This window comes from Massilia sp. P2_C2 (assembly GCF_056404615.1).
In genome coordinates this window covers 20,616-28,201 of record NZ_JBFUDR010000051.1, presented here as the reverse complement: position 1 = coordinate 28,201, position 7,586 = coordinate 20,616, and the positions used below count along the sequence as shown (strand labels likewise).

The following is a 7,586-nucleotide window of genomic DNA, read 5'->3' as shown; positions in this document are numbered from 1 at the left end:
GTCTTGGCAGCCTGGCCCGCGAAGTTGGTATTGATCGTGATGGTCAGCACGTTGCCGGCGCGGGTGATAGCCGCACTCGAGATGTCGTACGTGCTGCCGCCGATGACGTCTGCGGCACCCAGGTTATCTGCGCCATAATAGGCGGTGACGCCGGAATCGGTGATGGTGGCGCCCCAGCACTGGCTGGCACCAAGCACAAACACGGTCGCGGCGGCCGTTCTGATCGCGTTTTTCACAGATTCTCCCAATAGGTTCGCTCGACTGATAGTCGGTAGCAGGAATCATGCCACAGATAAACTTAACTTGTAAATCAATTATTTAATACTCATAACCTTCGTGGACTATCTACAACTGTAAAGGTGGCCGACAGGCCGGGAAACCGCGGCGTGGCGCCGCTGTCATGCGCGACAGTTTTTGCTTGCGTAATTCGCGCTTGCGCTACGAAAATACACGATTGACTTACGACAAGGTCGTCCATGCCGATCCGATCCAACGCCTTCCCGCGCGGGCGCGTCGCCAGCCGCCTGGCCGCCGGCCTCGCTGTTGCCGCCACAGTGACCGTGCTGTCCGCCGCACTCGCGGGCTGCGACCAGCCCACGGCGACCGAACAGCGCGCCCAGGCGGCGAAGCTGCGCAGCCAGGGCGATTTCAAGGGGGCGCTGATCGTCCTCAAGAATGCGTTGGACGCGGAACCGGGCAGCGCCCCGACGCGCTATCAGCTCGCGCAGACCTATCTCGACCTCGGCGACAGCACGACGGCGGAGAAGGAAGCGCGCCAGGCGCTCGACCGTGGTTACCAGCGCGGCCCTGCGCTGGCCGCGCTGGCGGCGGCGCTCGTGATGGAAGGCCAGCACAGGAAGGCGCTGGACGAGACCGCGCATGCGCCGGACGATCCGGCGTTGCAGACGGCGCGCGGCGACGCCTTCCTGGCGCTGGGCAGCAACGACGAGGCGCGCGCCGCATACGAACACGTGCTGGCGCAGCGGCCGGAGGACGCGGCGGCCCTCGTGGGACTCGGCCGCCTCGCCATCGTGGAAGGCCATGCGGACGCGGCACATGGTTACGCCGACCGCGTGCTGGCGCGCGATGCGCGCAATGTGGATGCGTTGATGTTCAAGGCCGACCTCGTGCGCGCGGGCGGGCGTCCGGGCGACGCGCTGGCACTGTACGACCGTGTGCTGGCCGCCAGCCCGCAGCACCGCACCGCGCACGTGGAAAAAGCCTATCTGGCGATCGGCCTGCGCCAGCCGCAACTGGCCCAGGCCGAGCTGGACCTGGCCGCGAAGGGCGCGCCGGGCAGCCTGCTGGTGGGCTATACGCAGGCGCTGCTCGACTACTCGACCGGCAAACCGGACGCCGCGCGCGACGTGTTGTACCGGGTGCTCAAGGCCGTGCCGGACCACATGCCGAGCGTGCTGCTGGCCGGCACCGTCAACCTGAGGCTGGGCTCGTATTACCAGGCCGAGCAGTATTTCCGCCGCTATCTCGAGCGTAATCCCGCCAACCTGCATGCGCGCAAACTGCTGGCGCAGGCGCTGATCGGCTCGGGCCATGCGGCCGAGGGCCGCACCGTCCTGGAGCCGCTGCTGGACGAGCGCCAGGCCGACGCCCAGGTGCTCGGGCTGGCCGCCGACGCCGACATGCAGTCGCGCCGCTTCGGCCAGGCGGCCGACCTGTATGCGCGGGCGAGCGCGCTGGATGCCGCGTCGGCGCCGCTGCGCACGGGACTGGGCCTGTCGCGCCTGGCTGCGGGCGACACGGACGACGCCGTACGCGAACTGCAGGCGGCGGCGGTGCTCGACAAGGGGGCCGCCGACGCCGGCGAGGCGCTGGTGCAGGCGAACCTGAAGCTGGGCCGGCGCGACGCCGCCCTCGATGCGGCGCTGGCGCTGGAACGCGCCCGGGCGGACCAGCCGCTGCCGCACGCCCTGAAGGGCCAGGTGCTGGCGGCGCAGGGCAAGCCTGACGCCGCGCGGGTCAGCTTCGCCCGCGCACTGCAGCTCGACCCGACCTACTTCCGTGCGGCCGCCGGCCTGTCGCAACTGGCGCTGGACGCGCGCGACACCGTGCGGGCGCGCCAGGTGCTGCTGGATTTCCTCGGCCGGAACAAGACGAGCGTGGAGGCGATGGACGGCCTGGCCGTGCTGGCCGAGCGCGAACACGACGCGGCCCAGGTCACGCACTGGCTGGAGGAGGCCGCCGCCGTCGATGCGCGCGCGATCGGCCCCGGTGTCGACCTGTGCGCGCAGTATCTGCGCACGGGCCGCACGGAAAAGGCGCTGGACCTGGCGCGCCGGCTGCAGGTGAGCCATCCGGAAGACCCGGACCTGCTCGACCTGCTGGGCAAGGCACAACTGGCGCGCGGCGACGTGCAGGGCGCGCTGGAATCGTACAAGCAGCTGGCGCAGGCGCTGCCGCGTTCCGCGCCGGCGCTGATGCAGGTGGCGTCGCTGCGCCTCGTGTTGAACAACACGACGCAGGCCGAGGACGACCTCAAGAGCGTGCTGGCGATCCAGCCGGACTTCCCGTCGGCCCAGGTGGAATTGGCCGGGCTGTACGTGCGCAAGGGTTCCCACGACCTCGCACTGATGATCGCCGAGCGGCTGCAGCGCCGGCATCCGCAAGGCGCGGCCGGATACCAGCTGCAGGGCGACATCCTGATGGCGAAGCACCAGCCGGTGCCTGCGCTGGCCGCGTACGACCGCGCCTATGCGCTGCACGCGACGAACGAGCTGGTGATCAAGATCGACAACGCGCTGCGCCAGGCGGGCCGCGTGCCGGAAGCGGAAAGCCGGCTCGGCAAATGGCTCGGGGCGCATCCGGACGACGTGCGCGCGCTCGCGTATCGCGCGCAGACGTGGATCGGCGCCGGCGACTTCAAGCGCGCGGCGGCGCAGCTGGAAGACGTGCTCGAGCGCCAGCCCGGCAACCCGATCGCATTGAACAACCTCGCCACGTGCTACCAGGCGCTGGGCGACGCGCGTGCGCTCGCGACGGCCGAGGCGGCGCTGCGCGGTGCGCCGCAGCGGGCGGACGTGATGGACACGCTGGGCTGGATCCTTGTCGACAAGGGAGACACGGCGCGCGCCGTGACCGTGCTGCGCCAGGCGCAGGCGCTGGCGCCGAAGGCACGCGACATCCGCTTCCACCTCGCAACGGCCCTGGCCGCCAGCGGCGACAAGCAGGGCGCGCGCACGGAGCTGGAAAGCCTGCTGGCGGGCGATATGCGGTTCGCCCAGGCCGACGACGTGCGCAAGCTGATGGCGCGGCTGAAGGCAGGCGGCTGACCCTTTTCAGGGCGTCAGCGTCCAGCCCGGTGTGTCCTCGCGCGGTCCCGGTTCCCGGATCAGCGAGCCCCGGGCAATGCAAACGATCTTCACGACATGCTCCTTGCGGCAAACAAACCCGTCCGTGGCATTCTAGCGGGACGCGCGTAACATATTGTCTCGCTGCCGTGCGCCATCGGCGGGCGGTTTTGCCTGAAGTTAATCCTTGACTGGAGGCATGATGGACGAGACCGAAGTGTTGATCGTGGGCGCCGGACCGACCGGCCTCGTGCTGGCCCTGTGGCTCGTACGCCAGGGCGTGAAGGTACGCATCGTGGACCGCACGGATGGCCCCGGCACGAGCTCGCGCGCGATGGCCGTGCAGGCCCGCACGCTGGAACTGTACCGCCAGCTGGACCTGGCGGACGAGATCGTGGAAGGCGGCCTGCGCAACCCCGCCATCAACATGTGGGTGAAGGGCGAACGCCGCGCCCGTCTCAGTTTCCGCGACGCCGGCCRGGAGCTGACCCCGTATCCGTTCGTGCTGATCTACCCGCAGGACCGCCATGAACGGGTGCTCGTGCGCCGGCTGGAGGAAGTCGGCGTACGCGTCGAGCGCAATACGGAACTGCTCGGCTTCGAGCAGGATGCCCATGGCGTCAAGTCGCGCCTGCGCGGACCTGGCGGGGAGACGGTGTGCCACGCCGCGTGGCTGGCCGGCTGCGACGGCGCCCATTCGGCCGTGCGGCACCAGCTGGGCAGCGGCTTCGAGGGCGGCACGTACCAGCACACGTTCTACGTGGCCGACGTCGAGGTGGCCGGCCCGTCTGCCGACGGCGAGATCCATTTGTCGCTGGAAGACGGCGATTTCGCCCTGCTGCTTGCGTACGACCTGAAAGGCCACGCCAGGTTGATCGGCGCCGTGCGCGACGCCGAGGTGGCGGAAGGCCATGAACTCGGGTTCGAGGACGTGCGCCAGCGCGCGATCACGAGCCTGGGCATGAAGATCGAGCGCGTCAACTGGTTCTCGACCTATCGCGTGCACCACCGCGTCGCCGGTCAGTACCGTACCGGACGCGCGTTGCTGCTGGGCGATGCCGCCCACGTGCACAGCCCGGCCGGCGGGCAGGGCATGAACACGGGGATCGGCGACGCCATCAATCTCGCATGGAAGCTCGCGCACGTGGTGCGCGCCCGCGCGCCGGAGACGCTGATCGACAGCTACGAGGTGGAGCGCAAGGCGTTCGCCCTCAAGCTGGTGGAGACGACGGACCGCGTGTTCTCCTTCGTCACGGCCGACGGCGGCTTTGCCGACTTCGTGCGTACCCGGATCGCACCGCTGTTCGCCTCGGCCGCGTACGGCATCGAACCGGTGCGCGCGTTCCTGTTCCGCGTGCTGTCGCAGACGGGCATCGAGTACCGCGACAGCCCCCTGTCCGCGGGCCACGCCGGCCACGTGCGCGGCGGCGACCGCCTGCCCTGGACCGGGCACGGCGGACCGGACAACTATGCCTGGCTGTCCGACATCGCGTGGCAGGTGCACGTGTACGGCAACGTGCAGCCGGGGCTGGACTCCTGGTGCGCACGCCGCGGCATCGGTCTGCACCGCTACGACTGGTGCGACGCCTGCCAGTCGGCCGGCTTCGCGCGCGACGCCGCCTACCTCGTGCGGCCGGACGGCTATGTGGCGCTGGCGGACCGCACGGCGCAACCCGAGCGGTTCGACGACTGGTTCGCGTCGCGCGGCATCCAGCCCGTAGGGTGGGCACCCTGTGCCCACGCGTGACGTTCGAGTCATGTTGACGTTCAAGTTACGTCGACGCTCGCGTGGGCACGTTTCATTTGGGGCCCCCGGCCCCAAATGCCCACCCTGCCAGTTCGCGTGCAGCCGGGACAGGTTCTCAGGCCGCCCGCGCCAGGCCGCCCTCTGCCTCGGCGCGCAGCAGCCGGGCGGCCGCCACCATGTTGCGCAGCGCGGCTTCGGTCTCCGGCCAGGCACGCGTCTTGAGGCCGCAGTCCGGGTTTACCCACAGCTGGCCCGCGGGGACGACGGCGGCCGCCTTGCGCAGCAGGCGTACCATGTCGCTAGTGGCCGGCACGCGCGGCGAGTGGATGTCGTACACGCCGGGGCCGATCTCGTTCGGGTAGGCGAAGGCGCCGAAGCCGGCCAGCAGTTCCATGTCCGAACGGCTGGTCTCGATCGTGATGACGTCGGCATCCAGCGCGGCGATCGCGGGCAGGATGTCGTTGAACTCGGCGTAGCACATATGGGTGTGGATCTGCGTGCCGTCCGCGACGCCGCTGGCGGCGATGCGGAACGCACGGCCGGCCCAGTCGAGCCAGGCGTCGCGCGCCGCACGGCGCAGCGGCAGGCCTTCGCGCAGTGCGGGCTCGTCGATCTGCACGATGCCGATGCCGGCCTGCTCCAGGTCCGTCACCTCTGCGCGGATCGCCAGCGCGATCTGGGCACAGGTGAGGGCGCGCGGCTGGTCGTCGCGCACGAACGACCACTGCAGGATCGTGACGGGGCCGGTCAGCATGCCCTTCATCGGCCGCTGCGTGAGGCTTTGCGCGTAGGCGGTCCACGCAACCGTCATCGGCGCGGGCCGGGCCACGTCACCGTACAGCACGGGCGGCTTCACGCAGCGCGAGCCGTACGACTGCACCCAGCCGTTGGCGCTGAACGCGAAGCCGTCCAGCTGCTCGCCGAAGTATTCGACCATGTCGTTGCGCTCCGCTTCGCCGTGCACGAGCACGTCCAGGCCCAGGTCTTCCTGCACGCGCACCGCGTGGGCGATCTCGGCGCGCATGGTCGCATGGTACTCGGCTTCGGGCAGGGTGCCGCGACGCCAGGCGGCACGGGCGGCGCGGATCGCGGCCGTTTGCGGGAACGAACCGATCGTCGTCGTCGGGTACGCGGGCAGGTCGAGGCGGGCGCGCTGCACGGCCTGGCGTTGGGCGAACGGTGACGTACGGCGGTCGGCGTCATCCGGCAGCGCGGCCAGGGTGGCGGCGACATCCGGGCGCGACACGCGCGGGCTGGCGCGGCGGGCTGCCAGCGCGGCGCGGCTTTGCGCGAGGTCCATCGCGACCGTCTGCTCGCCCGCGGCCAGCGCCTGCTTCAGGATGCGCAGTTCGTCCAGCTTCTCGCGCGCGCCGGCCAGCCAGCTGCGCAGCTCCGGGTCGAGCGCGGCGTCCTGTGCCAGCGTGAACGGCACGTGCAGCAGCGAGCAGGACGGGGCGAGCCAGAGGTCGCCGCGCCGCTCGAGCACGGGACGCAGGCGTTCGAGGCAGGCGTCCAGGTCGCTGCGCCAGATATTGCGGCCGTCCACGATCCCGACCGACAGCACCTTGTGTTCCGGCAGCCAGTCAGCCACGGAGCGCAGCTCTTCCGGCGCGCGCACGCCGTCCACGTGCAGCACGGCGACCGGCAGCTTGCAGGCGAGGCTGAGGTTTTCCTGCAGCGGCGAGAAATACGTCGCCAGCAGCAGCGGAACGCCTGCCGCGTGCAGCAGGTGGTAGGCGCGCTCGAACGCGAGCGACCAGTCGCCCGGCAGGTCGAGACCGAGGATCGGCTCGTCGAGCTGGACGCAGGCCACGCCGGCTGCTTTCAGGCGCGCCAGCAGCGTGCAGTAATGCGGCAGCAGGTCGTCCAGCAGGCCCAGGCGGTCGATACCGTCCTTCGCCTTGCCGAGCCACAGGAAGGACAGCGGGCCGACCAGCGTGACCTTGACGGCGTGGCCGAGTGCGCGGGCTTCATCGACGTGGGCCAGCAGGCGTTCCGGCGCGAGGGAGAACGTGGTGGCCGCGTCGAATTCCGGCACGAGGTAATGGTAGTTCGTGTCGAACCATTTCGTCATTTCCAGTGCCGGCTTGCCGGCGGTGGCGGCATCGGCATCGCCATTGCCGTGCGCATGGCCGCAACCGCATGCCGCGGGCGCTTCGCTGGCCACGCCGCGCGCCAGGGTGAACAGGCGCTGCAGCGGCGTCTCGCTGCCGTCGAAGCCGAAGCGCGCCGGCGCGCAGCCGAACAGCAGCACGTGGTCCGCAACCTGGTCGTAGTAGGCGAAGTCGCCGACGCTCACGTAATCGAGGCCGGCCGCGCGTTGCTCGGCCCAGTGGCGTGCGCGCAGGCCGGCGCCGACGGCTTCCAGTGCCTGCTCGTCGATCTCGCCGCGCCAGTGGCGTTCCAGCGCGAATTTCAGCTCGCGCTGCGCGCCGATGCGGGGATAACCGAGAATATGAGTTTTGATCATGTTGTTGCCTCATCTGGATGAATAATACTTGTCATCATCGATGAGCAGCCGGCATAATTCAAAC

Annotated in this window: 4 protein-coding genes; 2 read left to right on the top strand and 2 right to left on the bottom strand. The window is 69.9% G+C overall.

Going from position 1 to position 7,586, the window contains the following annotated elements; translation table 11 throughout:
• Positions 1 to 236: hypothetical protein (locus tag AC1DYX_RS08870; protein ID WP_477258381.1), on the bottom strand; the 236-nt coding region annotated here is incomplete at its 3' end.
• 240 nt (positions 237 to 476) lie between these two features.
• Here AC1DYX_RS08870 and prsT point away from each other — a divergent pair.
• Together prsT and AC1DYX_RS08860 are read left to right on the top strand one after the other, a co-directional pair.
• Positions 477 to 3,287: an XrtA/PEP-CTERM system TPR-repeat protein PrsT gene (gene prsT, locus AC1DYX_RS08865; protein WP_477258379.1), complete on the top strand. Its 2,811-nt coding sequence runs from the start codon at positions 477 to 479 to the stop codon at positions 3,285 to 3,287.
• Positions 3,288 to 3,507: 220 nt separating this feature from the next.
• Positions 3,508 to 5,052, top strand: coding sequence for an FAD-dependent oxidoreductase (locus AC1DYX_RS08860; protein WP_477258377.1), 1,545 nt, complete (start codon positions 3,508 to 3,510; stop codon positions 5,050 to 5,052).
• A gap of 115 nt (positions 5,053 to 5,167) precedes the next feature.
• On the opposite strand, the gene metE is transcribed toward AC1DYX_RS08860, so the two are convergent.
• A complete protein-coding gene (gene metE / locus AC1DYX_RS08855; RefSeq protein WP_477258375.1) occupies positions 5,168 to 7,522 on the bottom strand; it encodes a 5-methyltetrahydropteroyltriglutamate--homocysteine S-methyltransferase in 2,355 nt (784 codons plus the stop codon).
• Positions 7,523 to 7,586: the final 64 nt, after the last annotated feature.

Bases quoted from the DNA above. Each gene is read 5' to 3' on its own strand.
- prsT (WP_477258379.1), top strand. From the start codon at position 477: ATGCCGATCCGATCCAACGCCTTCCCGCGCGGGCGCGTCGCCAGCCGC.
- metE (WP_477258375.1), bottom strand. From the start codon at position 7,522: ATGATCAAAACTCATATTCTCGGTTATCCCCGCATCGGCGCGCAGCGC.